A 23,673-nucleotide genomic window follows, 5' to 3' on the forward strand; every position below is an offset into this window, starting at 1 on the left:
ATGTTAAAGGAGGCTGTTTACATGTTTGAGAAAGAGAAAGAAGGGCTTATTGAAGTTCAAAACGTATATGAAATTGCACCAGAAGATGGAACAATTATTGGTATGGCAACGGAAGAAGAAATGGAAATTGCTGCTGAACTAGAGTTACAGTACTATGCCCATTCTCGTTTGTTAGAAGCAAATATTCAGTTAGACGGTTCCTCCTACAAAGAGTTACTTCAGGAGTTCCAGGAGTACGAAAGAAAATCAATGAGCTTTTGGCGAGCGATACATAAACGTTTAGCTGTGCCATGGGCGTGGGTACTACGTATTGATGTTGCGAATGGCCCTATATATGTAAGTAATGGAAGTTCATATTACGAAGAAATCGATGATGAAGAAGATTATGAATAGATAAGTAAGGAAGCAGCTTTAGTTGCTTCCTTTTTTTATTTGTAAGAAATGAATCGCCTCAATAATAATATCTGGTCGATCATTTTCTATACCGTGACTAGCATGTTCGGCAAGAATATATTGGTTGTTAGTTGAGAGGTGTAATTGTTCGTGAATTAGTTCTTGCCACATTGCTTCAAGTTGTATTGCTTCCTCTTTTGGCATGCCGCCATTAGTCAATTGAGTAATAGAATATTGAGGATCTCTACCGATAACGATTAATGGTATTTCTAATGTTTTACATAGCTCTTTTAGTGAGAGAGCACAGTTTTTCCACTCCGATAGTTCAGAAGCTGTCGCTTTATATAATGAAGGCGAGGTAGAGAATTCAATTTGCTGTTTTGATTGATCGGTGAGAATAGGTTTTAGTTCATTATAAAGTGTGTCTACATCCATTTTGGAATATATATTATATTTTTGAAACCAAACATCATCAGAATCAGTTTGATCAGAAATTGGTAAATGAAGTTCATCTAAACGGTGTAAGTTCATCGAAGTAGAATCAACTAAAATAAGTGCTTGCAGCTTATCTTCATGTAACATCGCAAAATGTTGTGCACATAATCCTCCATAGGAATGACCGATTAGAATAAATGGTTCTTGAATAGCTAGTTTGTTTAGTAACATATGTAGCTCTTTTGTAACTTGCCTTATTGTACGCGGCTGATTGCCTAAATCACTTTTTCCGTAACCTGGGCGATGGTATGAAACAACTGTAAAGTGCTCTGAAAGCTTTTCTATAATAGGAAACCAATCATAAAATGAGCAAGTCATTCCAGTTTGAATGACTACAGTTTGTTTACCATCTCCTTTTATATGTACTTCTATATTTTGCCCCATTATTTCTACAAATTTATGAATGTTAATTCCTCCTAAGCTTGAAATAATTTTTGACAAGCAAAAACGATACACCAAACACCTATACCAAGTAGGACAGATGTACTAAGTGTAAATGAATTTTTTAAACCAATATAGACAATAAATAATAGTAGTGCTGATGCGGGGAATCCATATAATACCCCTAAAGCAAATTGACTCAATTCTTGTTTATTTCCGCCTTCGAATGAAATCCAAAATAAACTAAGTAAACTCACGAGAGGAAGGGCAGCAATAAAGCCACCTATCGTACTGTAATGTTTAGCGACTTCAGTGATAATGCCGATAATAAGTGCCGAAACGATTACTTTAACGAGGAAATGCATATTTTGCCTCCTTCGCTAATAACGAAAATGCTTTTTCAATTAATTGTTGTTCTTCTTTTGATAACTGTAATTCTAATATTTTTATCTTTTCTTTATCTAGTAAAGTATGTTTTTCTAATCCTTCAATTCCTTCAATTGTTAATGTAAGGTTTACCACTCTTTCATCTTTTTTATTTCTCTCTTTAACGATGAAACCCTTTTGAATAAGGCGTTTTATATGTTCAGACGCTGTGTTATGAGAAAGACTAAGTTCAGTAGCGACTTTTCCAATTGTTATATCTTTCTCACGAGAAACGATTTGTAAAATACGAATTGCTTGGTGGGAAAGGTTGTCCTCGTATTCGTATCGTAAGTGATAATAAATGCTCTCCCAATGTTGATTAATGTTGTTCATAATAATAAATCCCCTTTTTTATATCGTATAGTAAGATATATTCGTTGTTTTAGAAATAAAATCCTTTTATTTGGATAAAAAATGTTGAAAAAGTTTATTTTTATTGAAATATAAGGTAATCTATGTGTAAAGGTATACATTTAGCAAGAGAGAGGATGATAGCTGTGAATACATTCAAATGGATTAGTCATGAACAGATGTATGTAGATGAAATACATGTTGAAAAATGTGGTCCTCTTTCAGTCGGCGTATATGGGGGAAATCAAGAGAGTGATGCATATGAACGAGGAGATGCGGTGCTGGCTTGGTGGGATCCTGAATTACAATTTGAATTTGTTATGATTTTTGATACACATCACAAAACAAAAAATATAGATTATATAATAGAAGCGATTTCGGAAAGAAAAGAAAAACTAAAAGAGTTATTCTCATATCCAATACATTTAGCTTTCCATCATACACATATGTACCTATTAGCGTTATTTACAGATGAGTTATTTATTAAAAAGTGTGATCAAGATGATGAGGAACTCGCTTGCTTAATTTGTTTACGAAAAGGCGAATTTTTATATTGGTTATCAGTTGGTGATTGTTTCGCGTATTTATTCCATTCAGAGAAAACGAAAAATGGAAAAGGACGATTAAATAAACGGAAGAATTACGAATATATTGGCAGGAAAAATATTTTTGCAGCAAATACACCTTGCTTTACGTCAGGTGTAAGAGGATTAGAAAAAGGAATGAATCACATTGTAATGGCAACGGACGGTATTTTAGAGTGTGACAAACGAAGGTTTGATGATGATCAATCTTTAGTAGAAATATTACACGACGGAAATAGCTTGCAGATTGAGCCCGTATTAACAAATGTACTGCAGTGGAAAGGTAGAGACTGTGCCACGATTATTGGATGGTCTATTGATACTGATAATAAACAATGTGCTAATTAATATAAAAGGAGTTCAAGGTTTTTATCCTTGAACTCCTTTTTGTTAAGCAATATGGATGTGATATGTTTTCAACCATTCATTTACTTGTAGCATATACTCCATGGCACTTCTTGCCTCAAAATTGTTAATCTCTTTATTACTTTGATCAGCAATTGAAAGTAAGATGGAATGGTTAATAAGTGAGAAAATAGGATTGTTTTTATTGTTACACATATCAAGTGTTAAATTACGGATTGTTTGTAAGTAGAGTGGATCTTGTGAAGTTGGATAAGCGCTTTTTCTTCTATTGCGTACATCGTCAGGTAAAGCTGGTTGTAGTGCTCTACGTAAAATGCCTTTTTCAATATTATCAATACTTTTTATGTTGAAAGGAACATTCCATAAATATTCAACTAATCTATAATCGCAAAACGGTACACGAACTTCAAATCCAACAGCCATACTCATGCGATCTTTACGGTCAAGTAAGAAAGGAAGGAATCTTGTTAAAAATAAATAAAACATTTGACGTTGTTTCGCGGATTTTTTACTTTCGCCTTCAAGAGTAGGTACTTCAAGTATCGCTTCTTGGAATCGTGTATCAATATAGTCTTCTAGATTACATTGGTTACTTACTTCATTTAGTAGAAGAGGAGATGTATTTTTCCAATTTGTTAGCCAAGGAAACTTATCTACATATAGTAGTTCTTCTTGATGAAACCAAGGATATCCACCGAATACTTCATCAGCCGATTCGCCGGATAAAGCTACGGTCGCATCTTTTTTCATTTCGCAAAATAGTAAATATAGTGAAGTTTCCATTTCACCAGCACTCGGTAAATCTTTTGCATGAAGGGGAACGAATAATTGATTTGCTAATTCTTCAGCATTCACAATAATATCATGATGCGCTGTCCCGACATGTTCAGAAACGCGTTTTACCCAAGGTGCATCTAAACCAGTGCGAGCAAATGTCAGTTCGAAATCTTTTGCGCTATTTACAAAGTCAACAGAATACGTATGAAGTGTTTTATTTTCAGCAGCAAATTCTTTACCCGCAAGTGCAGTAATACCGCTAGAGTCTAATCCGCCTGATAACATACAAACGAGAGGAACATCGGCAATTAATTGTCTTTTTACTGTATCTTGTAAAATAGATAAAATATGCGAAGCTGTATCTTCTATAGAGTCTGTATGGAACTTACTTTCTAAATTCCAATACTTAGTAACTACTTTTTTATGACGTGTAAATGTTATAGAATGTCCAGCACGTACTTCTTGAATATGTTTAAAGACGCCACATCCTGGAGTGCGAAATAAGCCTAATCCAAATATTTCATTTATTCCATCCGCATCAATTTCAGCAGGGACAGATGGATGGGCTAATAATGCTTTAATTTCAGAGCCGAAAATAATACTGCCATTTCTTTCTGTAAAAAAGAGTGGTTTTACACCTAAATGATCTCGTGCTAAAAACAATTGTTGCTTCTGATCATCCCATAAGGCAAAAGCGAAAATTCCGTTTAAATGTCGTACGCAGTCTTCTTTCCACTCTAAATAAGCATGCAGTAATACTTCTGTATCTGAATGGGTTTCAAATGCATGCCCACATTTTTGAAGCTGCTCTTTAAGTTCCCGGAAATTATAAATTTCTCCATTATAAGTAAGAGCATACGTATAATCACCAGCACGGAATGTCTTCGGCTGTGTCCCGCCTTCTGGATCAATTACAATTAAACGCCGGTGTGCAAAGGCCGCATGAGGTGAAAACCAAAATCCTTCAGCATCCGGACCACGATGCTGAATACTATTTGCCATCTTTTTTAAAATAACATGTTGATTTGAAAGGTCTTCTTTCCAATCTACCCAACCTGTAATTCCACACATACACATCTCATCTCCTAAATTAAAATAGTAGATTAATGAAATAAAATGTACACCAAGTTAAAAAATGACTATATAAATAGTGTACTACATGAATTAAATTACAGACTTGAGAAAATTTTCTTTGAACGCATAGTTATGTGAGACAATGGCTAAGGGAAAGTATTCCATTACATACAAAAAATAAAAAAGATGAGAGAAAAAAATTTCTCAGACGTTATATAGGGTGTAAAAGCTTTTACAAAACAATAAGGGGAATCGCTACATGAAATCAAATGAGAAAAATTTTATAAAAAGATTACAGCGGCAAAAAGAAGACGCGTTAGAATTTGTTGTCGATACATACTTACCACTCATAAAGGGGATCACGCATAAAGTTCTACTTCCCATTCAAAATGATGGACTCATAGAGGAATGTATAAACGATATATTTCTTTCCATTTGGAATAACGCAAATAAATTTCATGGAGAGCCGAGTGATTTTAAAAAGTGGATTGCAGCGATTGCGAAGTTTAAAGCAATTGATTATTACCGGAAATCGACTAAAACAGTAGAAATCATTTCAGATGAGTTTCATATCAGTACAGAAAAATCAGCAGAAGACGAATTAATCGTTATGGAAGATAGGGAAGAATTATTGAAGCTCATTAATCAATTAGAACCGCTAGATCAAAAGGTGTTCATTATGAAATATTTACTTGGTATGAAGACAGAGGAAATAGGTGACAAGTTAGGATTAACTCGGGCAGCAATTGATAATCGAGTGTACCGGGGGAAAAAGAAACTACAACAAAATGCTACGAATATTAGTTTTGGAGGTAGTGCAATATGAAAGACATTTATGAACTATTAAATGATATTGATATAGACGAAAAAGAACTAGAAGAAATTGAGGCTTCTGAAATTGAAAAAGAAAAAGTAAAACGAAATGTAAAACAATCGATACGTACGAAGAAAAAGATGAAAAGTTGGAAAAAAGGTGTCGCTGCTGCATCTATTTTAGTAGGATTATCAGTTGCAACACTCGGTATCGGATTTCCTACATATGCTGGGGGATTGCCAATTGTAGGTGACATATTCCGATTTTTAGATAATGGTAGAACAGGGTTATATGAAAATTATAAAGAATTTTCGACTGAGTTGAATATGACGAGAGAGAGTAATGGAGTTAAGGTTACAATTAATGATGTAATTTCTGATGGCAGAACATTATCTATAACGTATTCACTGGAAAGTGAGCAGGACTTAGGGGAGGATCCTATCATATTAGGTGGATTGGATATAATGGACGCTCATGGTAGTTCAGGCAGTGGTAAAATGACTAAAGTTAATGAAAAAAAGTATGTAGGTATGGTAACAACGACGCATCATGATAGCAATAAAAAGGACAAAGTAAACTTTAGATGGAATATAGAGAGAATAGAGATGCCAGATAGGAAAAAATCAATACAAGGTAATTGGAATTTCGCCTTAACTGTAAAATCAGTGGATAGTAAAGAGAGAACAATTGGTGGGAGTTCGGAAAAAGAAGGTATAAAAGCAAATATGGAAAAGGTCGCAATATCGCCAGTTTCATTTATTCTTTATTACAATCAAGAGGTTTCTAAGGGCACGAGGAAAGAATGGGATAGTGTAGATGTTGAATTGACGGTTAAGGATGATTTAGGGAATATTTATTCGGGTGAAGGAAATGGGGGAAGTGGCAACGATCCTTACAATATCCATTGGAGTGCCACCTTCCAAAAACTAAACGAAAATGCAACAAAGCTTATCGTTACACCTCGCGTGCACTTGCGAGTACATACACCTGAAAATCATGGTGGAGTAGAGTATGTGAATGGGAAAGAGAAGAAAATAGAAGTGCCGAAAAAAGAAGCGAAGAGTAAAGATATTGTGTTAGATGATATTGTCATTGATTTAAAGAAATAAAAGAGAGACTGCCTAAAACCATTTAGGCAGTCTTTTTTTCGTTAAGAACTAGTAACGAGCAATGCATGCGGATGCTGCGTTTTATATTCATCTTTCCACGGAATATTTAGTTGTTCCCACGATTCGCCGCTATCATTGGATTGAAAGACGCCATTGTTATTTAACGTGTAAAACGTATGTGGTTCAGCCTTGTTTGTCGCAAACATCGAAATGACTGTACCGATTGCAGATGGTAGTCCTTGTTGTACTTGCTGGAACGGAGTATCTTTCGTTTTTCGATAAATATAAGATTCATAAGGGATACGGTGATGAGCCAGATCAGCACTCGGTGCAGCTGAAACGAGAATCGTATTGCAATCAGCTGGATCAATTGCCATGCTGTATAAATAATGATGTTCAAGTCCTTCACTACATGAGATCCAGCTGTTTCCATTGTTATAACTTTCAAGATAAGCACGATCAGGTCCGCCCATAAATCCGTCACCACATGATGCATAAAGACGATTTGGTGCTTCAGGGTGCATAAGTAATTGATGAGCATCGATAGGAGCACCGAATTTTTTATCAATCCATGTATGCCCTTTATCATTACTTTGAATAACAGCACCAGCTTCGATTGAAACGTGTATTGTATTAGGGTTGTTTGGATCAACTGTAATCCAGCGTACGTGATGGGTAAAAGGTCTAGGCGGGAAAGCCCACGTATAAGAAGATAATAATGATTTCATATTTTTAAGTTCAGTCCACGTTTCACCACCATTTTCAGAGCGAAATAAAGCGCTCGGTTCTGTGCCGACATAAACGACCCCATATCCGTTCACTTGTTCATTTGAGCTTATTGTTATGGAAGTGATAGAGGAGTGTAAAATACCATCTTCTTTAGGGAAATCAAAGTAACGATAAGAATCTCCAATTGGTCTCCATGAATCCCCGCTATCGTCACTTAACCATAGACCTCGTCCAAATGTTCCGCAATATACACGGTTTGGGTGGAACGGATCAACAGCGATACAGGTAGGTTGCATATTTTGTAAGTGGTAAGTCGTTTCATAGTTATCATATTGTTCTTTCACTACAACAAGTTCACGTTCCATACAGAGAAATAAACGTTTCATTTAAGTAACCTCCTTAAAATTCTTTCATTAGTAAACAATATGAAAATAAAAAAGAAGTAGTCTTGTTTTATTTGAGAAAAAGGGATTGTCTAAAAAATAGCGAAGTGTGTATACAGAGGAAGCGGGCGTTTACAATCAGTCGATTCGGGATAAAGATGGGGAGTTTGTTTCATACTAACATACAGATATTGTACTTAAAGGAGTATAAGTATGGGACATTCGCATGATCACGGTCATTCAAAAAATAAAAAGGCGTTACTAATTGCCTTCCTACTAACAACAAGTTTTATGATTGCAGAAGTTATTGGTGGATTTGTAACAAATAGCTTAGCACTACTATCTGACGCGGGGCATATGCTAAGTGATGCAGTATCTTTAGCTTTAAGTTTACTTGCGTTTAAGCTCGGAGAAAAAACAGCAACAACTGTGAAAACATATGGATATAAGCGAGTCGAAATGTTAGCAGCATTATGTAACGGTGTCGTTCTTATTGTCATTTCGGTATACATTTTTATTGAAGCAATCCGTCGTTTTAAAGAACCAGTTGAGATTGCTAGTAATGGGATGCTCATTATTGCAGTCCTTGGTCTGCTTATTAATATTTTATCAGCTTGGATATTAATGAGAGGCGGAGATGTGAAAGGTAATTTGAATTTAAGAAGTGCTTTCCTGCACGTACTAGGCGATCTATTGGGTTCCGTCGGAGCGATCATTGCTGCGTTACTTATTAAATTTTTCGGATGGACTGCTGCAGATGCGATTGCTAGTATTCTTGTGTCTATTTTAGTCATTATTAGTGGATGGCGTGTAACACGTGATACGGTTCATATATTAATGGAAGGTGCACCACAGCACATAAATGTTGAAGAGGTAAAAAGTACGTTATTAAATATTCCGATTGTCAAAGAAGTTCATGATTTGCACATATGGTCTGTCACATCAGATTTTCAAGTATTAACATGTCATCTTATTATTAAAGGGAATGAAACGCAAAGTATATTAAAAGAGGCTACGTATGTATTAAAGGAGAAATTTCATGTAGAACATGTCACCATTCAAGTAGAAATAGATGGTGAATTTAATCATGATGAGACAACTTGCAAAGTATGAAAGAAAAAGGATAAGAAAAAGTGTCATAACATTTTTCGCACGGCATACATATATATAATGTGGCCACAAATACTTTGCAAGGTAAATATTTCATGAAATTACTTTACTTATAAAGAGTCATCTTTTATAATCAAAAGTGGTAATTGATAAGGATTATCATTTTCAATGATCGTAGAAAGGAGTTTTTTAAAAGATGAGTAGTCAACTCCGTTTTGCTGTTGAAAATCGTAAGAGGCATTTAATTGATGAGTTAATTGGAGCAGGTGTGTTTAAGATTCGCGACCGACAATTATACGAGCTGTCTTTAGAGGAATTGGAAAAAGAGTACGAAGATATGGAAGATTATGCGAATATCCAGGCATAGCTATATAGATTAGTAAAAGGAGAGCTGGTTACGATTTTGTGTAACCAGCTCTCTTTTTATTTCGTAGAAATTATTTTTTGTATTTCTTTCATGGGACGGAGCCAGTTTTGGGTCATTATTTGTTCCATTTGTTTTTCGTCCTGCTTCTGTAATGCTTGAATGATAGAGTGATGTTCTTCAATAGATTGACTTGCCGGAACAAAGTTTTGGAAAAACAAATATTCAAGACGTAAAACGTGAAGTTGCATATTTTCTAGAAAGGGTTCAATATATTGGTTTTTAGCAATAGAAGAAATTGTATTGTGGAATTGTATATCTAATTCTAAAGCTTGTTTTGCGTTTTTTTTCTCTATAGAGTGCTGAAAATGATTATTTATTTCAGAAAGTAGTTGAATATCAGCGTCTGTAATGTTTTGAAGAGCTTGCTTTCCTATAATAGAGTGAAGACCAGCCATCGTTTCATAAATGATAGATACGTCGTCTAACTTAATAGGAGCAATTTTCGTTTTTTGCCCTGGTACCATTTCCACTAATCCAGAAAGCTCTAATATTTGAAGTGCTTCTCTTACAGGTGTTCTGCTTACTCCTAGTGCCTCAGCCAATTCCCCATCATTAATTTTTTCATTGGGCTTCAGTACACCTTCAATAATCCAATTTTGTAGTTGATTTAAAACGAGTGATTTTGCTGAAATTCTTCCTGGTTTTTTATAATTTTGAGGGACAGGCATAGTGAATTCAATCCTTTCATTGTATATTTTCCTTTTTTGCATGAACAAGCTTTAATTTTTGTTTCCCTTCATCCGGTTTTTGGCTTAAGATGAGCACCATTACAATGACACAAAAAGCGCCTAATAACTGAAAAGATTGAAATGGCACGTGCAATATAAGTACAGAAGAAATAATAGCTGCGAGTGGTTCTGTGCAACCAAATAATGTTGTTTCTTTCGGAGTCAGGTATCGTATGCTGTCTAAGTATAAATAAAAGGCAATAAGTGTCCCGAAAATGACGACAAATGTGATGAGCGGTAGGGTACTTAGTTTTACATATTTCATAGTTGATAATAAAATGAATTCGTTTGTAGAAATAAAGTGTACAATCGTTACACCAATACCCCCAATAATCATGCCCCATCCAACGATAACGGAGGAAGACCATTTTTCTAACAATTCCTTTGAATATAAACTATAAAAAGCGAGAGATAATCCAGATAAAACACCCCAAATAATAGCTGGTGTAGAAACAGCCAAGTTATGAACAGACCCGTTTGTTAGTAAGAGAAAAGTGCCTACTAATGAAAGGGTAATTGAAATGAAATCAATTTTTGATGGACGAACGTTCCATTTGAAAAGTAAGTATACAGTGATGAATATAGGAGCTAAATATTGTAATAATGTTGCCACGGCAGCATTTCCTTCTTTAATTGAAGAGAAATACGTATACTGTACAGCAAGCATACCGAATAGACCAAACAAAATCATTTTAATAGCATTAGATTTTTGTTTCCAAATGCCAAATATCTCTTTTTTTCTCGTTCCGAATGAGGAAATAATGAGCAAAATAATTCCAGATATAAGTAAACGGATCGTAACTAACCATTCGGTTGAAACATTGTCATATTGAAAAAGTTGTTGTGCAGCTGTACCAGACAAGCCCCATAAACAAGCACCGATTATGACCATTATAATTCCTTTTAATCGATTTGAATCCATATGATCTAAAATTCTCCTTTCTAAAAATATAAATTGAATACAATATGCAATATATCACAGAATGACTCGTTAATAAACTGAAATTTCTAATTTGTTTTTTATGTATAGTAAAATATTGTAGAGGAGGGGGAGTATATGTTAGCTGGATTTTTAGTTTGTTTATTTGTTGGGTTACTTATCATTTTTTTAGTGTATCAAATACATGTGAAAAAGAGGTTGTTTTTGTTAGCAGGATATTAAGAAGAAACGTTTGTTGGAGATAAAAATAAATTAGCGAAGCTTTCAGGAGCATTTTCTTATATAGTCGGAGTTGCTACTATAATATTACCGCTTAGCTTAGAAAAAATAGGTGATGTAGTTAGTATCATATATGCTATATTAATTGTTTTAGGTACAGTTGTATTTATAATTAAAGCAAACCTATTAAATAAGAGTGCTATAAAATAAAAAGGCTTCATTCTACTGAAGCCTTTTATTAATTATTATGAAGTATAAGTAAAAGCCGGAATAGGATCAATAAATGTATTCCACTTTTGTCCCATTTCCTCTTCTGTTAATAGACAATCATCTAATGATTGTTCAATCACAGAACGATTCATATCAATACCGATAAATACGAGCTCAGTTATTCGATCTCCATATCGCTCGTCCCAGTTTTTTAATACTTCTGGTTCTTCTGCAATCATTTGATTTCTTTCAGTTTCAGGTAATGCGGCTATCCATTCACCGGCTCCTTGAATTGTAATAGAGGAACCTGCTTGAGATAGAAGCCCTATCATATTATTACGAGATGCGAGCCAGAAGAATCCTTTCGCTCTTACAACATCTAAAGGCCATTTTTCTAGCCAATTCATAAGGCGCTCGGGATGGAAAGGATATTTGCGACGGTAAACAAAGGAATTGATACTGTATTCTTCCGTTTCCGGTGTATGATGTTCACTATTTAATTCTTGTATCCAGCCGGCCGATTGACTAGCTTCTTCATAATTAAATAGATTTGTGTTTAAAATTTCTTGTAATGGTACTTTGCTAAACGAAGATTCAAGAATTTTTGCATTAGGATTTAATTTTTTTAGTAAATGATGAAGCTCTATCACATCTTCTTTTTCTAGTAAATCTATCTTATTAAGAATAATTACGTTTGCAAACTCAATTTGATCTATTAATAAATCAATAACTTCCCGGGTATCATTTTCATCGATTGCTTGTTTTCGGTCTAATAAACTTTCTCCGTCTGCAAAATCATCCCAAAATCTATTTGCATCTACAACTGTAACCATCGTATCGAGGCGGCAATTTTTCGTTAAATCAATGTTAAGAACTTCGTCTGTATAAGTAAACGTTTGAGCAACTGGAATAGGCTCACTTATACCAGAAGATTCAATAATAATATAGTCAATATCACCATTTTCAACAAGACGATTCACTTCTATCATTAAATCTTCTCGTAGTGTACAACAAATACAGCCATTTTGAATTTCTACTAGTTTTTCCTCCGTACGTGAAAAACCACCCTTTTTTATAAGAGATGCATCAATGTTTACTTCGCCCATATCATTAACGATGACAGCTACTTTTAAGTTATTCTTATTAGTCAAAATGTGATGTAGTAAGGTAGTTTTTCCAGATCCTAAAAAACCACTTAATACAGTGATAGGTACTTTTTTCATGAAATGATCTCTCCTTTAAATCGTAATGATTACGCTTTATGTTAAACGATGGGAAAAGAAAAAGCAAGAATAAATCATAATGATTACGATTTAAGAATAGAAATAGACTATAAAATTTGTGCTGTAGTATGAAGCATTTGGACAAGCACATGTTTACATATAAATAAAATGGAGGCGAGAAGCTTGGTCTTTAATAGAGTTTCAAAAGAATTAGTAGGCATAGCTCTTATCGCTATGTTTCTCTTTTTATTATTTTTTGTAGATTTTACAAGTCTAGCAAATTTGCACAAAAATATGCCACAGGAATGGTTAAATGTGAATACAGTATTTTTAAGTATCATTTTTGAAGCAATACCCTTTATTTTATTAGGGGTAATTGTTTCTTCATGTATTCAAGTGTTTGTGACGGAAGATATGATTCAAAAAGTAATGCCGAAATCTCCGATTGTTGCAATGATTCCGGCAGTATTTGTGGGAGTTCTTTTTCCAATGTGTGAATGTGTCATTATACCAATTGTAAGAAGGCTCATTCAAAAGGGGTTACCACTTCATGTAGGCATTGTTATTTTACTGAGTGCACCCATTATGAATCCAGTTGTTCTTTTATCTACTGTATATGCGTTTCCAAAAAATGATTACGTAGTATATGCACGCTTTGGGATAACAATTTTAGTTGCTCTATTCATAGGTCTAATTGTGTATTATTGCTATCGCGAAAGAAATGTTTTAAAAGACGTAGAGGTTTCAGTTCAAACAAGCAATAAAAAGAGTTGGAAAGATGTTATGAATCATATTGTAGATGAGTTTTTTGATACTGGTAAGTATTTATTGATTGGTGCTTTTTTAGCAAGTGTATTTCAAACGTTTTTTGATCGGAATGTACTGGATGCAGTAGCACATAACGAAGTAATTGCCCCCTTTATTATGATGGGATTTGGTTATGTTTTATCAATTTGCTCTGCAGCCGATGCTTTTATAGCGGCATCTTTTGGACATGTTTTCTCGGTAAAGGCACTTCTCGCATTTCTTGTATTTGGGCCTATGCTTGATATGAAAAATACGTTAATGCTATTTGCATATTTTCAAAAGAGATTTGTATTCTTTTTGATAGGAATTGTCATTGCATCTGTGTATACCATCCTGCAAATCATAATGTTATAGGAGGTGAGAAAGAATGGAGAAAGAGGAGCAGAAGGCGTATCATCGCTATATACGTGGCATTATTTTAATTGGTTTAGCAATGCTCTTATTTAAACTACTTGTAACAGGTAATATTTATAATTTTATCGCTCCAAAAATGATCAAATTTACGTATATAGCTTTTGTAGTAATTTTAATTTTTGGTACTGTACAAGTTTGGGGAGATGGAAGAGAGAAACAGCATGATTGTAATTGTTGTAAACATCATACAACATCAAAATCAGGGATAAAAAGTTTCTTTGTATATGTTTTATTTGTCGTTCCGATAGTTAGTGCTTTTCTCTTTGGAAGTGTAACAATTGATGGAAGTTTAGCAGGAAAAAGGGGTATGAATCAAAGTGTACAGTCGAGAAGTCTGGAAAGGAATGAAAAAGAGGGGGAACAGGTTAATTTTGATGGGCGAGAAGTATCCGTTGATCCAGAAGAAACATCAAATTTATCAACGACTTATAAAACGGAAGAGCAAGTAGTAAAAAGTATGTTAGGACAGCGTAAACTACAAGTAAAGGATAAGGACTATGTTCAAACAATGAATGTAATTGGTCAAAATGTTAATTGGTTTAAAGGGAAAGAAATTACATTCTTAGGGTTTATATATAAGGATAAAGATGTGACGGGTAATAAAACAGTAGTGGCTCGATATGGCATAACTTGTTGTATTGCGGATGCATCAGTCTGGGGGATGATTGTTACCGGGCAAAATGTTGAAAAAATTCCAGAAGAAACATGGGTGGAAATAACAGGATTATTAGGTGAAACGACATATAAAGGAACAGTCTTTCCACTTGTAAAAGTAAACAAAATCAAGAAAATTAATAAGCCAAATGAACCATATGTATATGATGCTTTACCTCAATAGAAAAGAATAAATTCTTCATATTTTCATGAAATAGAATCATAATCATGGCGATAAAAAAATAAAGATAAGAGTAATTTGGTTTGTTAAAAATATGTGCAGAAGGAGTTATGCGATGAACTGGGTTACTCATAAACCATCATTTGAATTTGAAACATTTAGTCCTATTATTCGGTCACAATCTGCGTGGAGTGGACATTTAGATTTTGCATATGACTTAGTGCGATTTGAAAAACCAGAAACTTTAGTTGAGTTAGGTACACATCTAGGTGCTTCTTTCTTCAGTTTTTGTCAGGGAGTAAAAGATGGAGGGTTATCGACTAAATGCTTTGCAGTAGATACTTGGGCTGGAGATGGGCATACAGGTCCATATGGAGAAGGAGTTTTTCAAATAGTAGAAAAAGTAGTGAGTGATAACTACCTTAATATAGGAAATTTAATTCGATCTACTTTTGATGATGCTGTAGACCGGTTTCAAGATGAAACGATAAATCTTTTGCATATTGATGGCTATCATACGTATGAAGCTGTTTCTCACGATTATAATACATGGCTACCGAAAGTCGCGAAAAACGGTATTGTATTATTTCATGATATTGAAGTTAGAAGTAGTGATTTCGGCGTATATAAGTTTTGGGATGAGGTAAAAGCGAAGTACCCTCATTTTCAATTTGCGCATTCATATGGACTGGGAGTGTTATTTCCGAAGGGTTGTAGTGATAAGTTTGAGGAAATACTTAAAAATAAAGAAGAAATACAAAATATGTATAAATAAAGGTAGGGCATGCATCATTTTAATGATGTGTGCCCTATTTTTGTGTGGGAAATTATGGTGTGAATTAAAAAGTGAAGATAGTTGTAAAAAGTTTTGTTGCAGCAAATATTAAAAAAGTTAGTATGGGATTTTTCTTTGTAAATAAAGTGAAGCTTTAATACGTTCATATCAATTCGGAATTTTACAGTAGTTAATTTCTTACCTAAGTGCTTTGCACTTACTGAATTTTAAGGCGGAGGTCTTATTGGCTGAAAATATCGGGATAAATAAAAATACAACATTTTTTATATTTTTCATTGCGAAAAACGTAATCTACTTTTACAATAGAAAGGGTTGTGAATATATTATACTGGAAAAATAAATCGAAATAATATGAAAATTTTGTTTTGTCTTCGCTAATTGTATATTACATACATGTAAGACGACATACGTCATGTTATCGACTTGTAAGGAGAGAAAAAAATGAAAAGTGTAAGATTACCATCGATGCTAGAAATCATAGTTCTTTTATTACTATTTCTTGCTGTTGTCTTTTCCTTCCAAACGATTTTTGATCTCCCAATTCAATTAGCGCTATTTATTTCATGGTTTTTAGTAATTGCGCTTGGATTAAGATTAGGATTTCGTTATCAAGAATTGCAAGATGCAATTACGAAAGGGATTTCTAACGGATTAGAAGCAATACTGATTTTAGTTGCAGTAGGTGCTTTAATTGGAACATGGATTGCTGGTGGGGTAGTACCAACATTAATCTATTATGGATTAGAATTTATTCACCCTAGCATATTCCTATTAGCAACATTAATTATTTGTTCTATAACTTCTATCGCAACAGGAACATCTTGGGGAACAGTGGGAACAGCAGGTATTGCTATGATGGCGATTGGTGAAGGACTTGGTTTACCACTTCCGCTTGTTGCTGGTGCAGTTCTTTCAGGAGCTTATTTCGGCGACAAATTATCACCACTTTCTGATAGCACAGTTCTTGCAGCTTCTATGGCGAAAGTAGATGTTATTGCTCACGTTCGAGCTATGCTCGTATTAGATGTTCCGGCTTATATTATTACTAGTATTATGTTTACTGTAGCTGGTTGGATGTATGGCGGCGATAATGTAGATTTGAATCGAGTAGAATTTTTAAAAGAAGCTTTATTAAAGCAATTTGATATTAAAATATGGATGCTTATTCCAGCGGTCATTGTTATCGTTCTATTAGCGATGAAGAAACCGTCTATGCCAACAATTGCAATGGGAGCTTTAATTGGTGCAATTTGGGCAACTCTTTTCCAAGGGATGAACTTTGGAGAGGCGATTGGAACAGCTTATAACGGATTCTCAATTCAATCTGGTGTTGAGTTTGTTGACAAGTTATTAAACCGTGGTGGAATTAACGGCATGCTTGGCTCAGTAGCCGTTATTATTTTCGGTTTAGGATTTGGTGGATTACTTGAAAAACTAGGTGTTTTAAAAGTAATCGTATCAAAATTTGAGAAGAAATTAAATTCTGCAGGTAATGTAACATTGTCTACATTAATCGTGGCATTCTTAGCTAATATATTTGGTTGTGCGATGTATGTATCACTAATTTTAACACCAAAAATTATGGAAGATAGCTATGATAAATTAAAAATAGACCGTCGTGTATTAGCACGTAACTCAGAAGTAGGTGGAACGTTAACTTCAGGTATGGTTCCATGGTCTGATAATGGTATTTTTATGGCTGGTATTTTAGGTGTAGCAACGTTCTCATACGTTCCGTTTATGTGGTTAAGCTTCGTATCGTTAATTTTAGCAGTTATTTACGGATATACAGGCAAATTCATCTGGTATGTAGATGATGCAGATAAAGGAAAGCAAGCATCATAAAATAAAAATCACCTTCTACAATATGTAGAAGGTGATTTTTTTATTTTTTAATAGCATTTTCTGAAGTTATTTCATTCTCATATTTAGCAATTTTTTGTTGTATCTTTTTTAAGTTTTTTTCAGTGTCTTGAATGAGCTGTAAGACATTGGTCTCCTGTTGTTTCATTAATTCTAACCTTTGAAGGATGGTAGATTCTCCTTCCATAGACCAGTCGATAAATTGTTTTATTTTTTGAATTGGCATACCAGTGTTTTTTAAACACAAAATCATCTCTAAATATTTCAGTGCTTCTTCATCAAAAACTCGATCTCCTTTTTCGTTTCTTTGCAGAAAAGGAAACAGTCCTTGTTTATCGTAATAACGTATTTGAGAAATAGTTAAGTGTTGCATTTTGGCGACTTGCCCAATTGTATAATACATATCATTCATCCTTTTATTACCAAGGTATAATGCCATCTTTGTTAAATATTTTACCATTATAGTTTGTTTCACTTAATGCATATTTAATAATAATTTTAGCACTTTCAGTGGTTGTATGGCCACCGGGGGAATTTCCATTAAGATCCGTAGTTGTAAAACCAGGAGTTACTCCAAATACTTCTGGACCGTTAGTGGCAAATTCTTTACTAAAAGCTAATGTTAAAGCATTAATAGCTGTTTTGGAAGAATTATATCCTAGTGTATTAATTGGATGTGTTTCACCATTAGCAAACATTGTTAGTGAGGCCATGTCAGTTGTTACATTTATGATTTTACTGTTGCTTGATTTCTTTAATAATGGTAAAAAGGCTTGCATCATTTGGAAAGTTCCAAAAAAGTTAACTTCAAATCCTTGGCGTAAAGTTTCAATATTTAATTCACTAGGTAGCGTATTGAAGTCTAGCGCTATGCCTGCGTTATTAATTAATAAATGTAAGTGGTCAGTCGTTTCGTAAATTTTCTTTGTTGCTTCTTGAATGGATTGTGAATTTGAAATATCTACTTGAATATAGGAAACGTTTGAAACATTTAAAGATTCTACGGCTTGTTGTCCAAGTTGTTCATTACGAGCACCTAAAAATACGTGGTAATCTTTTTCTGCTAATTGACGAACAAGTTCATATCCAATTCCTTTATTCGCACCTGTTATAAAAGCATATTTTTTCATATTGAATTCCTCCAGTAGTGTTATAGTAGGTTACAATGGAAAGGATACAGCCTAAACTTAAGTTTAGGTCAAGAGGAATTTTTTAAAATAAATATAGAATATCTATATATAAGAGTGAGAATCCTTATCATTTAAGAGAAAGTCTGTTATTATAAGAGATGTAGGTATTATATTTTCAAGGGGATGAAAACATGGAGTACAGAATTGAAAGAGATACATTAGGAGAAATAAAAGTTCCAGCTGATAAATTATGGGCAGCACAAACACAACGTAGTAAAGAAAACTTTCCAATTGGAACAGAGCAAATGCCGCTTGAAATTGTAAAAGCATTTGCAATTTTAAAGAAGAGTGCAGCGCTTAGCAATCAAAAATTAGGAAAGCTATCAGAAGAAAAAGCAGAAGCAATTGTAGAAGCTGCGGATGAAGTGATTGCAGGGAAATGGAATGAACATTTTCCGCTTGTCGTATGGCAAACAGGTAGTGGTACACAGTCAAACATGAATGTGAATGAAGTAATTGCAAATCGTGGGAATCAAATTTTGAAAGAGAAGGGATCTGACGTACATATTCATCCGAATGATGATGTGAACATGTCACAAAGTTCAAATGATACATTTCCAACGGCGCTTCATGTAGCTTGTGTAATCGCAGTAGAAAATCACGTATTACCAGCAATTACGAAATTAAAAGAAACTTTAGCAGAAAAAGTAACTGCATTTGAACATATTATAAAAATTGGTCGTACACATTTACAAGATGCAACGCCGTTAACTTTAGGGCAAGAAATTAGCGGATGGCACCGTATGCTTGAAAAAACAGAGCGTATGATTGCAGAGAGCAATACATATATGAAAGAGTTAGCAATTGGTGGAACTGCGGTTGGAACAGGTATTAATGCTCATCCTAAATTTGGTGAGATGGTATCAGAGGAAATTAGTCAATTTACAGGTAAACAATTTGTTTCTGCACCAAATAAGTTCCATGCATTAACGAGCCATGATGAAGTTGTATATACTCACGGTGCATTAAAAGCATTAGCTGCGGATCTAATGAAGATTGCTAACGATGTACGTTGGCTTGCAAGTGGTCCACGTAGTGGTCTTGGAGAAATTATTATTCCAGCAAATGAACCGGGAAGCTCTATTATGCCAGGTAAAGTAAATCCAACGCAAAGTGAAGCGTTAACGATGGTTGTAGCGCAAGTAATGGGGAATGATGCAACAATCGGATTTGCTGCGAGCCAAGGTAACTTTGAGTTAAATGTATTTAAACCTGTTATTGCTTATAACTTCTTACAATCAGCTCACTTATTAGCGGATGCAATTGTTTCGTTTAATGACAATTGTGCAGTTGGTATTGAAGCAGATGAAGAAGTAATTAATGAAAATGTGAATCGTTCACTAATGCTTGTAACAGCGCTAAACCCACATATCGGATATGAAAATGCAGCGAAAATTGCGAAGCATGCTCATAAAGAAGGATTAACTTTAAAAGAAGCAGCGTTGCAATCTGGACTACTAACAGAAGAGCAATTTAATGAAATTGTAGATCCAAAGAAAATGATTGCTCCAAAAGAGTAATAGAAAAAGCCAAGATTCTTAGTATAGAATCTTGGCTTTTTTGATGTTCATTTTTAAGTTTCATCTACTTGCAATAATGCAAGCTTCAAAATATATTATTTGTTAGCAGGCGTATTCATTACTTTCATCTGTGGGCAGTTCTCTTTTAAGAGTGAAATGAATTTTTCTTCTTCTTGTGGTACGAAAGTGGTCACTGAGTCAAATAAATTATAATTAATTTCTAATTGTTGCCTAGTCCATTTTTTTGAACGAAGTTTTTTGCCAGAGTGCTTAATATGGCGAATGTCTTTAAATGGGATTTCAGTACGAAGTATGAAACCGTGTTTTACAACAAGAGATGATTCCGTTACGTTGTAGTGAGAGAAATAGAATGAAGAAAGATTCACGATATTTAGCAGCATCATGAGAGTGAAAAAAATAGAATTTTCATTTTGAAAGAATAACGAAACGAAAAAAATAATTATAAATAATGTAATGAAAATGACGTGGAATGGATTTTTTTTCGCTTTAAATTTCAAGTTAGTCACCTCGGTATACTTGTTCTTTAACTAAATTAAATCATAACATTGTGATAAAACGTGTGAATATGCAGAATTGCATATTCACACGTTTTATTATTCATGTAAAATGTCTTGATGGGATAAATTCAAAAGAAGTTTTGTAATAGTGGAGTGGCATAAAGTGACTTACAAGAATAGAAAGATAGCGTTAGTCATAATTAGTTGTATGATGATTATGAGTAGTTGTGCTAATAAATTTGTTGAAGATAGAAATCGAAAGCATACATTTGTACAAGCAAGTAAGGTTTTAGTAGAGACTGTAAATAGAATATATAAAAAGTAAAGGATGTTTTCTTATACGAAAACATCTTTTTTGTAGTTAAAATTGAATACTGAAGTTTTGTAATGAGTGAATACCAGTTCCATATTCACTAATCGCATATGCGTTCTGTGCAATTTACTTAACGGTAAACCAAGGGTCTTGAAGAATATTCATGTTCTATTTTACATCCTATAAAATGAATTTGTATAAACATATTCGCTTTTCGTTGTATTAAATCCTTTCGATAGATGTTTTTATAAAAGTTTATAAAATGGGTAAACGAAACGTTGAAATGTTTGTTTGTGTTGTGATAAGATGATGAAGTAATAATAAACGATATAGCGATTTGTTTGGTTTTTAAATAAACATTTTGAAGGAGTGTTTAGTATGAGCGATATTTCAGAGAAGTTTTGGGATGCGTCAATAGAGGAATTAAAGAAAGGGTATGTGTTTGATGAAGAAAAAGAGGGGTACATTTGCTTAGCTTGTGGTGAAACATTTATTAAAGGTGTTATTTATCAAGATAATCAAGTTTTGTATGAAGCAGAGAAGTTCGTCCAATTGCATATTCAAAATGAGCATACGTCTATGTTTGATTATTTGCTAAATATGGATAAGAAATTTACTGGATTAACGGATTTACAAAAGAAAATGGTTCAGTTTTTCTATATGGGACTGAATGATAAAGAAATTGTAAAAGAGATGGATGGCGGAAGTACATCAACAATTCGTAATCATCGATTTACACTGCGAGAGAAAATGAAACAAGCAAAAGTATTTTTAGCGCTAATGGAATTATCAGAAGAAAAATCAAAAGTACAAACGAAATTTGTGCCAATTCATAGAACAGCAACGATGGTGGATGATCGATACAATATTACGGAAGAAGAAAATGATGAAGTATTAAAAGCTCATTTTACAGAAGGGTTAGATGGACCTCTCTCTAAATTTCCGAAGAAACAAAAGCGTAAATTAATTATATTGCGTCATTTAGTGAAGAAGTTTGATAGTAATAAAAAGTATACTGAAAAAGAAGTAAATACAGTGATAGAAAATGTATACCCTGATTTCGTAACGTTAAGAAGATATTTAATCGAATATGGATTTTTAGATCGAACAGCCGATGGAAGTCAATATTGGGTGAAGTTATAATCATATGAAAAGAAAATGAATAGAAGCACAGTATTATAACAACTATACAAAGAGATAGAGATTGAAAATAGATTTTTAAGAAAAGGAGAAATGAAATTTGAAACCACCTGCAGATAACAATAAAGAAGGTGCGGAGTCACATAAGTTGGAAAGTGAGAGTAAACCAATTTGGAAATCGATGTCGATGTTTTTAGTACCGTTATTATTAAGTAATGTACTACAATCAGTTGGACAATTATTTGGTATGGTAGTAGTAGGAAGATGGCTTGGAGTTAATGATTTAGCGGCCATATCAGCATTCTTCCCATTATTTTTCTTGCTCGTTTCATTTGTAATTGGTATCGGTTCAGGAAGCTCTATTTTAATTGGTCAGGCGTTTGGTGCTAAAAACGAAGATCGTTTAAAAGCTATCGTTGGTACGACGCTGACATTTACCTTTATTATTGGAGTTGTGTTGGCGATAATAGGAAGTATTTTTGCGATGGATATTATGCGTCTAATGGGAACGCCAGAAAATATTATTGAAATAAGTGTACATTATGCACGGATTTTATTTATATCGATGCCAGTATTATTTTTATATTTCGCATATACAACATTTATGAGAGGTACAGGAGATTCTAAAACGCCATTTTACTTTTTAATTGTAAGTACAGCACTAAATATGATTTTATTACCAGTTCTTATTTTTGGATGGTTAGGAGCTCCGAAATTAGATGTGTATGGAGCAGCCTATGCATCTGTTATATCTACAGTTATTACGTTTATTGTCATGCTTGTGTATTTAAAGAAGAAAAATCACCCATTACAACTAGATGGAACGGTTAGAAAATACCTTCGAATGGATGGGGAGTTATTAAAGCTATTGCTAAGGCTCGGTATACCGGCAAGTATAAATATGATATTAGTTTCATTATCTGAGATTGCCGTAATCGCATTTGTAAATCGTTACGGTTCGGATGCAACAGCTGCTTACGGCGTTGTGAATCAAGTTGCAAGTTATGTACAAATGCCAGCAGTTAGCCTTGGTATTACAGTTTCTATTTTTGCAGCACAATCAATTGGGGCGAATCAATTTGATCGATTGCAGAAAGTTGTGAAGGCCGGAATTATTATGAACTACGTCATCGGTGGTGTGTTAATATCTCTTATTTATTTATTCTCAAGAGACATTTTATCACTATTTTTAACGAGTCAAACTACAATTGAAATTGCTCATAGCTTAGTTATGATTACGTTATGGAGTTATTTAATTTTCGGTCATGCACAAATTATTAGTGCGACAATGCGAGCGAGCGGTACAGTACTTTGGCCAACTGTTATTGGAGTTGTTTCAATTTGGCTTGTAGAAGTACCCGTAGCATATTATCTTTCTTACCATACAAGTCTTGGAATAGAAGGCATTTGGATCGGGTATCCAGCAGCATTTATTGTCAGCTTACTATTGCAGTATGCATATTATAAGCTTTCATGGCAAAAGAAACGAATTACACGATTAGTTAGTTAAATAGAAAAATGTCCCTAAGTTATTAGAC

General features: G+C 34.0%; 25 protein-coding genes and 1 pseudogene. 15 read left to right on the forward strand and 11 right to left on the reverse strand.

Annotated elements, in window-relative coordinates; all coding sequences use genetic code 11:
* Positions 1-21 precede the first annotated feature (21 nt).
* Positions 22-393: a hypothetical protein gene (locus BM089_RS04110; RefSeq protein WP_000461779.1), complete on the forward strand. Its 372-nt coding sequence runs from the start codon at positions 22-24 to the stop codon at positions 391-393.
* 18 nt (positions 394-411) lie between these two features.
* Here the strand turns inward: BM089_RS04110 and BM089_RS04115 are convergent, their stop codons facing one another.
* Genes BM089_RS04115 through BM089_RS04125 form a run of 3 tightly spaced genes read right to left on the reverse strand, consistent with a single transcriptional unit; the run spans position 412 to position 2,028 of the window.
* A complete protein-coding gene (locus BM089_RS04115; RefSeq protein WP_065483061.1) occupies positions 412-1,344 on the reverse strand; it encodes an alpha/beta fold hydrolase in 933 nt (310 codons plus the stop codon).
* Positions 1,305-1,634 (reverse strand): DUF3147 family protein, encoded by a 330-nt coding sequence (locus BM089_RS04120; protein WP_000545616.1) that lies wholly within the window; start codon positions 1,632-1,634, stop codon positions 1,305-1,307. Before BM089_RS04120 ends, BM089_RS04115 begins: the two co-directional genes overlap by 40 nt.
* A complete protein-coding gene (locus BM089_RS04125; RefSeq protein ID WP_090976032.1) occupies positions 1,618-2,028 on the reverse strand; it encodes a MarR family winged helix-turn-helix transcriptional regulator in 411 nt (136 codons plus the stop codon). The genes BM089_RS04120 and BM089_RS04125 overlap by 17 nt, the downstream gene beginning before the upstream one ends.
* 122 nt (positions 2,029-2,150) lie before the next feature.
* On the opposite strand from BM089_RS04125, the gene BM089_RS04130 reads away from it, so the two are divergent.
* Positions 2,151-2,978, forward strand: coding sequence for a PP2C family serine/threonine-protein phosphatase (locus BM089_RS04130; RefSeq protein ID WP_002040904.1), 828 nt, complete (start codon positions 2,151-2,153; stop codon positions 2,976-2,978).
* 42 nt (positions 2,979-3,020) lie between these two features.
* Here the strand turns inward: BM089_RS04130 and asnB are convergent, their stop codons facing one another.
* Positions 3,021-4,844 (reverse strand): asparagine synthase (glutamine-hydrolyzing), encoded by a 1,824-nt coding sequence (asnB, locus tag BM089_RS04135; RefSeq protein WP_090976034.1) that lies wholly within the window; start codon positions 4,842-4,844, stop codon positions 3,021-3,023.
* A gap of 262 nt (positions 4,845-5,106) precedes the next feature.
* On the opposite strand from asnB, the gene BM089_RS04140 reads away from it, so the two are divergent.
* Positions 5,107-5,673, forward strand: a complete 567-nt coding sequence (locus tag BM089_RS04140) for a sigma-70 family RNA polymerase sigma factor (RefSeq protein WP_000840007.1) — start codon at positions 5,107-5,109, stop codon at positions 5,671-5,673.
* On the forward strand, positions 5,670-6,770 hold the full coding sequence (locus tag BM089_RS04145) for a DUF4179 domain-containing protein (protein ID WP_090976036.1): 1,101 nt from the start codon (positions 5,670-5,672) through the stop codon (positions 6,768-6,770). The genes BM089_RS04140 and BM089_RS04145 overlap by 4 nt, the downstream gene beginning before the upstream one ends.
* A 41-nt stretch (positions 6,771-6,811) precedes the next feature.
* Here BM089_RS04145 and BM089_RS04150 read toward each other — a convergent pair whose 3' ends face one another.
* Entirely contained in the window at positions 6,812-7,885 is a 1,074-nt protein-coding gene (locus BM089_RS04150) for a WD40/YVTN/BNR-like repeat-containing protein (RefSeq protein WP_000825318.1), read from the reverse strand.
* A gap of 210 nt (positions 7,886-8,095) precedes the next feature.
* Here BM089_RS04150 and BM089_RS04155 point away from each other — a divergent pair, with 210 nt between their 5' ends.
* Positions 8,096-8,995: a cation diffusion facilitator family transporter gene (locus BM089_RS04155; protein ID WP_090976037.1), complete on the forward strand. Its 900-nt coding sequence runs from the start codon at positions 8,096-8,098 to the stop codon at positions 8,993-8,995.
* Between the two features lie 193 nt (positions 8,996-9,188).
* The gene (gene fbpA, locus BM089_RS04160; protein ID WP_000098302.1) at positions 9,189-9,359 is read left to right on the forward strand and encodes a Fur-regulated basic protein FbpA; all 171 of its coding nucleotides are present in this window, start codon (positions 9,189-9,191) and stop codon (positions 9,357-9,359) included.
* A gap of 56 nt (positions 9,360-9,415) precedes the next feature.
* On the opposite strand, the gene BM089_RS04165 is transcribed toward fbpA, so the two are convergent.
* Complete coding sequence (locus BM089_RS04165; protein ID WP_061139456.1) at positions 9,416-10,087, reverse strand: GntR family transcriptional regulator; 672 nt, start codon at positions 10,085-10,087, stop codon at positions 9,416-9,418.
* Between the two features lie 16 nt (positions 10,088-10,103).
* Entirely contained in the window at positions 10,104-11,069 is a 966-nt protein-coding gene (locus BM089_RS04170; RefSeq protein ID WP_065228593.1) for a DMT family transporter, read from the reverse strand.
* A 135-nt stretch (positions 11,070-11,204) separates the two neighbouring features.
* Between BM089_RS04170 and BM089_RS04175 the strand changes: the two are divergent.
* Positions 11,205-11,516: pseudogene (locus tag BM089_RS04175) on the forward strand (DUF3784 domain-containing protein).
* A gap of 35 nt (positions 11,517-11,551) precedes the next feature.
* Here BM089_RS04175 and BM089_RS04180 read toward each other — a convergent pair.
* Entirely contained in the window at positions 11,552-12,739 is a 1,188-nt protein-coding gene (locus BM089_RS04180; RefSeq protein WP_090976039.1) for a GTP-binding protein, read from the reverse strand.
* 168 nt (positions 12,740-12,907) lie between these two features.
* On the opposite strand from BM089_RS04180, the gene BM089_RS04185 reads away from it, so the two are divergent.
* The 4 genes from BM089_RS04185 to nhaC all read left to right on the forward strand — a co-directional run bounded on the left by BM089_RS04185 (position 12,908) and on the right by nhaC (position 17,436).
* Positions 12,908-13,900: a permease gene (locus tag BM089_RS04185; RefSeq protein WP_175495679.1), complete on the forward strand. Its 993-nt coding sequence runs from the start codon at positions 12,908-12,910 to the stop codon at positions 13,898-13,900.
* Between the two features lie 13 nt (positions 13,901-13,913).
* Positions 13,914-14,798 (forward strand): TIGR03943 family putative permease subunit, encoded by an 885-nt coding sequence (locus BM089_RS04190; protein WP_086392043.1) that lies wholly within the window; start codon positions 13,914-13,916, stop codon positions 14,796-14,798.
* 112 nt (positions 14,799-14,910) lie between these two features.
* On the forward strand, positions 14,911-15,570 hold the full coding sequence (locus BM089_RS04195; RefSeq protein ID WP_001104673.1) for a class I SAM-dependent methyltransferase: 660 nt from the start codon (positions 14,911-14,913) through the stop codon (positions 15,568-15,570).
* A 462-nt stretch (positions 15,571-16,032) separates the two neighbouring features.
* A complete protein-coding gene (gene nhaC / locus BM089_RS04200; protein ID WP_000843986.1) occupies positions 16,033-17,436 on the forward strand; it encodes a Na+/H+ antiporter NhaC in 1,404 nt (467 codons plus the stop codon).
* A 40-nt stretch (positions 17,437-17,476) separates the two neighbouring features.
* Here the strand turns inward: nhaC and BM089_RS04205 are convergent, their stop codons facing one another.
* The gene (locus BM089_RS04205) at positions 17,477-17,857 is read right to left on the reverse strand and encodes a MerR family transcriptional regulator (RefSeq protein WP_002153132.1); all 381 of its coding nucleotides are present in this window, start codon (positions 17,855-17,857) and stop codon (positions 17,477-17,479) included.
* A 16-nt stretch (positions 17,858-17,873) separates the two neighbouring features.
* Positions 17,874-18,584 carry an SDR family NAD(P)-dependent oxidoreductase gene (locus BM089_RS04210; RefSeq protein ID WP_000759552.1) on the reverse strand — a complete coding sequence of 237 codons (711 nt, stop codon included), beginning with the start codon at positions 18,582-18,584 and terminating at the stop codon, positions 17,874-17,876.
* A 191-nt stretch (positions 18,585-18,775) separates the two neighbouring features.
* On the opposite strand from BM089_RS04210, the gene fumC reads away from it, so the two are divergent.
* Positions 18,776-20,164: a class II fumarate hydratase gene (gene fumC, locus BM089_RS04215; protein WP_053564799.1), complete on the forward strand. Its 1,389-nt coding sequence runs from the start codon at positions 18,776-18,778 to the stop codon at positions 20,162-20,164.
* Between the two features lie 95 nt (positions 20,165-20,259).
* Here fumC and BM089_RS04220 read toward each other — a convergent pair whose 3' ends face one another.
* Positions 20,260-20,682, reverse strand: a complete 423-nt coding sequence (locus BM089_RS04220; protein WP_090976045.1) for a PH domain-containing protein — start codon at positions 20,680-20,682, stop codon at positions 20,260-20,262.
* A 163-nt stretch (positions 20,683-20,845) separates the two neighbouring features.
* Here BM089_RS04220 and BM089_RS30955 point away from each other — a divergent pair, with 163 nt between their 5' ends.
* From BM089_RS30955 to BM089_RS04230, 3 genes are all read left to right on the forward strand, one after another.
* Positions 20,846-21,007 carry a hypothetical protein gene (locus BM089_RS30955; protein ID WP_000221432.1) on the forward strand — a complete coding sequence of 54 codons (162 nt, stop codon included), beginning with the start codon at positions 20,846-20,848 and terminating at the stop codon, positions 21,005-21,007.
* Between the two features lie 366 nt (positions 21,008-21,373).
* Positions 21,374-22,138: a DUF2087 domain-containing protein gene (locus BM089_RS04225; protein WP_001280278.1), complete on the forward strand. Its 765-nt coding sequence runs from the start codon at positions 21,374-21,376 to the stop codon at positions 22,136-22,138.
* A gap of 97 nt (positions 22,139-22,235) precedes the next feature.
* Positions 22,236-23,645, forward strand: a complete 1,410-nt coding sequence (locus BM089_RS04230) for an MATE family efflux transporter (protein WP_000804128.1) — start codon at positions 22,236-22,238, stop codon at positions 23,643-23,645.
* Positions 23,646-23,673: the final 28 nt, after the last annotated feature.

Origin of the sequence: Bacillus sp. 5mfcol3.1, from assembly GCF_900114335.1 — a bacterium.
GTDB classification, from domain to species: domain Bacteria; phylum Bacillota; class Bacilli; order Bacillales; family Bacillaceae_G; genus Bacillus_A; species Bacillus_A thuringiensis_S.

Bases quoted from the DNA above. Each gene is read 5' to 3' on its own strand.
- BM089_RS04165 (WP_061139456.1), bottom strand. From the start codon at position 10,087: ATGCCTGTCCCTCAAAATTATAAAAAACCAGGAAGAATTTCAGCAAAA.
- BM089_RS04150 (WP_000825318.1), bottom strand. From the start codon at position 7,885: ATGAAACGTTTATTTCTCTGTATGGAACGTGAACTTGTTGTAGTGAAA.
- asnB (WP_090976034.1), bottom strand. From the start codon at position 4,844: ATGTGTGGAATTACAGGTTGGGTAGATTGGAAAGAAGACCTTTCAAAT.
- BM089_RS04145 (WP_090976036.1), top strand. From the start codon at position 5,670: ATGAAAGACATTTATGAACTATTAAATGATATTGATATAGACGAAAAA.
- BM089_RS04155 (WP_090976037.1), top strand. From the start codon at position 8,096: ATGGGACATTCGCATGATCACGGTCATTCAAAAAATAAAAAGGCGTTA.
- BM089_RS04210 (WP_000759552.1), bottom strand. From the start codon at position 18,584: ATGAAAAAATATGCTTTTATAACAGGTGCGAATAAAGGAATTGGATAT.
- BM089_RS04190 (WP_086392043.1), top strand. From the start codon at position 13,914: ATGGAGAAAGAGGAGCAGAAGGCGTATCATCGCTATATACGTGGCATT.
- BM089_RS04110 (WP_000461779.1), top strand. From the start codon at position 22: ATGTTTGAGAAAGAGAAAGAAGGGCTTATTGAAGTTCAAAACGTATAT.
- nhaC (WP_000843986.1), top strand. From the start codon at position 16,033: ATGAAAAGTGTAAGATTACCATCGATGCTAGAAATCATAGTTCTTTTA.
- BM089_RS04205 (WP_002153132.1), bottom strand. From the start codon at position 17,857: ATGTATTATACAATTGGGCAAGTCGCCAAAATGCAACACTTAACTATT.
- BM089_RS04120 (WP_000545616.1), bottom strand. From the start codon at position 1,634: ATGCATTTCCTCGTTAAAGTAATCGTTTCGGCACTTATTATCGGCATT.
- BM089_RS04225 (WP_001280278.1), top strand. From the start codon at position 21,374: ATGAGCGATATTTCAGAGAAGTTTTGGGATGCGTCAATAGAGGAATTA.
- BM089_RS04185 (WP_175495679.1), top strand. From the start codon at position 12,908: ATGGAGGCGAGAAGCTTGGTCTTTAATAGAGTTTCAAAAGAATTAGTA.
- BM089_RS04180 (WP_090976039.1), bottom strand. From the start codon at position 12,739: ATGAAAAAAGTACCTATCACTGTATTAAGTGGTTTTTTAGGATCTGGA.
- BM089_RS04125 (WP_090976032.1), bottom strand. From the start codon at position 2,028: ATGAACAACATTAATCAACATTGGGAGAGCATTTATTATCACTTACGA.
- BM089_RS04130 (WP_002040904.1), top strand. From the start codon at position 2,151: ATGTGTAAAGGTATACATTTAGCAAGAGAGAGGATGATAGCTGTGAAT.
- fumC (WP_053564799.1), top strand. From the start codon at position 18,776: ATGGAGTACAGAATTGAAAGAGATACATTAGGAGAAATAAAAGTTCCA.
- BM089_RS04140 (WP_000840007.1), top strand. From the start codon at position 5,107: ATGAAATCAAATGAGAAAAATTTTATAAAAAGATTACAGCGGCAAAAA.
- fbpA (WP_000098302.1), top strand. From the start codon at position 9,189: ATGAGTAGTCAACTCCGTTTTGCTGTTGAAAATCGTAAGAGGCATTTA.
- BM089_RS04170 (WP_065228593.1), bottom strand. From the start codon at position 11,069: ATGGATTCAAATCGATTAAAAGGAATTATAATGGTCATAATCGGTGCT.
- BM089_RS04195 (WP_001104673.1), top strand. From the start codon at position 14,911: ATGAACTGGGTTACTCATAAACCATCATTTGAATTTGAAACATTTAGT.